Below are 2,313 nucleotides of genomic sequence, written 5' to 3'. Positions count from 1 at the left end.
GGCACTCTATGGCGGCGGTGCGTCTTCTAAGGTCGTGGTGACGGGCTCTGGCGCAAAAGTGACTGTGAACGGTGCGCCAGCCTTACTTGACGCAGGGCGAACACTTAATATTGATCTGCTAGGCAATCTGACAAATACCGGAAGCCACATTGCTGCGGGTGGCGACATGTCTTTGAGTGGGAACACTCTAGACAATGAAGGATATGCCACCAGTGTGGTTTTCCAATTTAGTTGTTATAATGGTAACTCTTGCCGGTATTATCAGCCACCAGCAGGCGTTCCCGCACCCAATCCAGAACCACAGGGACTGGCCTGGGATATTGGTAAGCAGGGAGGCTGGCCGTGGCCCTCTCACCTTTGGGGTTCATCTTCTTATTCTGTTGTTGCCAGCTCCATTATCGCAGGGAACACGCTTACTGCGGTTTTTAAGGATAAAATTGACAACACGACTATTGTTGAACACGCTACAGCAGCGCAGTTGGCTGCGGCAGCCCAGTATACAGGAACTGTGCCGGGCAGTGTGACGCCATCAGGCCAAGCTGCGGCAGTCAATGGCGGCAGTCTGACTCTGCCGACAGCGGGTCAGTTTGCGGATGCCTCGGTGCAGACAGGTGCGGGTACAGGGGCTGCCTCCGGTGTGTCTGGTAACGGCCTGTCTGGTGGAGCGGGAACGGGTGTGGCCTCTGCTTCCGGGGCGGGAGGCAGCTCAACGGTTCTTCCTTCCTTCGGGGGTGTTCTGACACCCGAAGGGCATGAAAGCGGCACAACGGCGGCCCAGCATCTGAGCCTTCCCGGCTTTACGGGCACAACGGACCCCAGCACGGCGCAACTGATAGCGAGTGTTCCTGCGGGTAAGGCGCTGTATGTTCCGAGCAGCAACCCTGATGCGCATTACCTGATTGAGACGAACCCGGCCTATACGAGCCTGACCGCATTTCACGGGTCTGAATATCTTCTGGACCGTCTGGGTGACCAACCGCAGGACTATACATTTTTGGGGGATTCTGCGTTTGAGCAGCAATATGTGCAGCAGCAAATCCTGACGGCGACGGGTCAGACGTTTCTGGGTGGCACATATAATACGGCGTCCAGCCAGATGCAGGCGTTGCTGGATAATGCGGCGAACGAGAGCAGCCAGCTTGGGTTGACGCTGGGTCAGGGCCTGAGCAGCGCACAGCAGGCGGCGCTGAGTTCTGACATTGTGTGGTACCAGAACGAGGTTGTGGACGGTAAAACCGTTCTTGTGCCCAAGCTGTATCTTGCACCTGGGCATGAAGCGCTGACGGATACGACCATTTCTGGCCGGAACGTGTCACTGACGGCGGGTTCGATCAGTAATAGCGGGACGATTTCGGCACAGGACAGCCTGAGCCTGAAGACGACCACGGGAGACATCACGAACACCGGCACACTGTCTGGTGGCACGGTGTCGCTGACGGCGCAGGACGGGTCGATCATCAACAGTGATACGCTGAACACGTATCTTGTTCAGGGTGGCAACCAGCAGCAGATTGCGTCTTTCGGTACGATTACGGCGAAGAGCGCTGTCAGCCTGTCTGCGGGGAACAATATCACCTTCAATGGCGGTGCTGTGACCACAGGCGGGGACCTGAGCCTGCTTGCGGGCGAAGGAATTACGCTTGGGACCACAACGGTGCGTCAGGCGGCGTCTGTCAGCGGGAAGGGGCTGAGCGAGAGCGGGAGTGCGGTGCAGAATTATGGCACCAGCCTGAATGTTGGCGGGGATGCGCTCCTTAAGGCGCTGGGGGGTGACCTGAAGAGTGCGGGGGCGAGCATTGTCTCCAATGGCTCGACCTCACTGTATGCTGCGAAAACGCTTGATCTTGGGTCTGTGACCAATAGCCAGAGCCACGCGGTTTCCGGGGAGAAAAGTGGTTTTCTGACGCATAGCCGGTTTTCTGACAGCCAGAGCAGTAGCACGGAACAGGGCACGACCGTTGCCGCAGGGGGCAGCCTGAACGTTATCTCCGGCGGAGATATGAGCGTGAAAGGCGCGGTTGGGTCTGCCGGGGATGCGTCCTTCCGGTCTGGCGGCTCCTTTACGGAGAGTGCGACGCACAGCACCAGTAGTGCGGAAGAATCGCACCATGTTGCGGGCTTCCACATGAGCACGCAGGGGGCAAGCGGGACGGTGGGCTACGGGTCGCGGACGGATGAGCAGAGTGTTCAGACCAGCACCTATACGCCGAGTGTGATTGGCAGCACGAACGGCAGCGTGAAGATTGAGGCCAATGGTCCTGTGACGATTGACGGGTCTGCCATAGCGGCGGCGCAGGATATCGGGATCAGCGG

At 58.4% G+C, this 2,313-nt stretch carries 1 protein-coding gene; it reads left to right on the top strand.

Going from position 1 to position 2,313, the window contains the following annotated elements; translation table 11 throughout:
* Positions 1-2,313: hemagglutinin repeat-containing protein (locus Abin_RS14395; protein WP_048848178.1), on the top strand; the 2,313-nt coding region annotated here is incomplete at both ends.

The organism is Acetobacter indonesiensis (genome assembly GCF_000963945.1).
Classification (GTDB): Bacteria; Pseudomonadota; Alphaproteobacteria; order Acetobacterales; family Acetobacteraceae; genus Acetobacter; species Acetobacter indonesiensis.
Note: the sequence above shows the minus strand (reverse complement) of the source record. Positions and strands in the feature narration are given on the sequence as shown.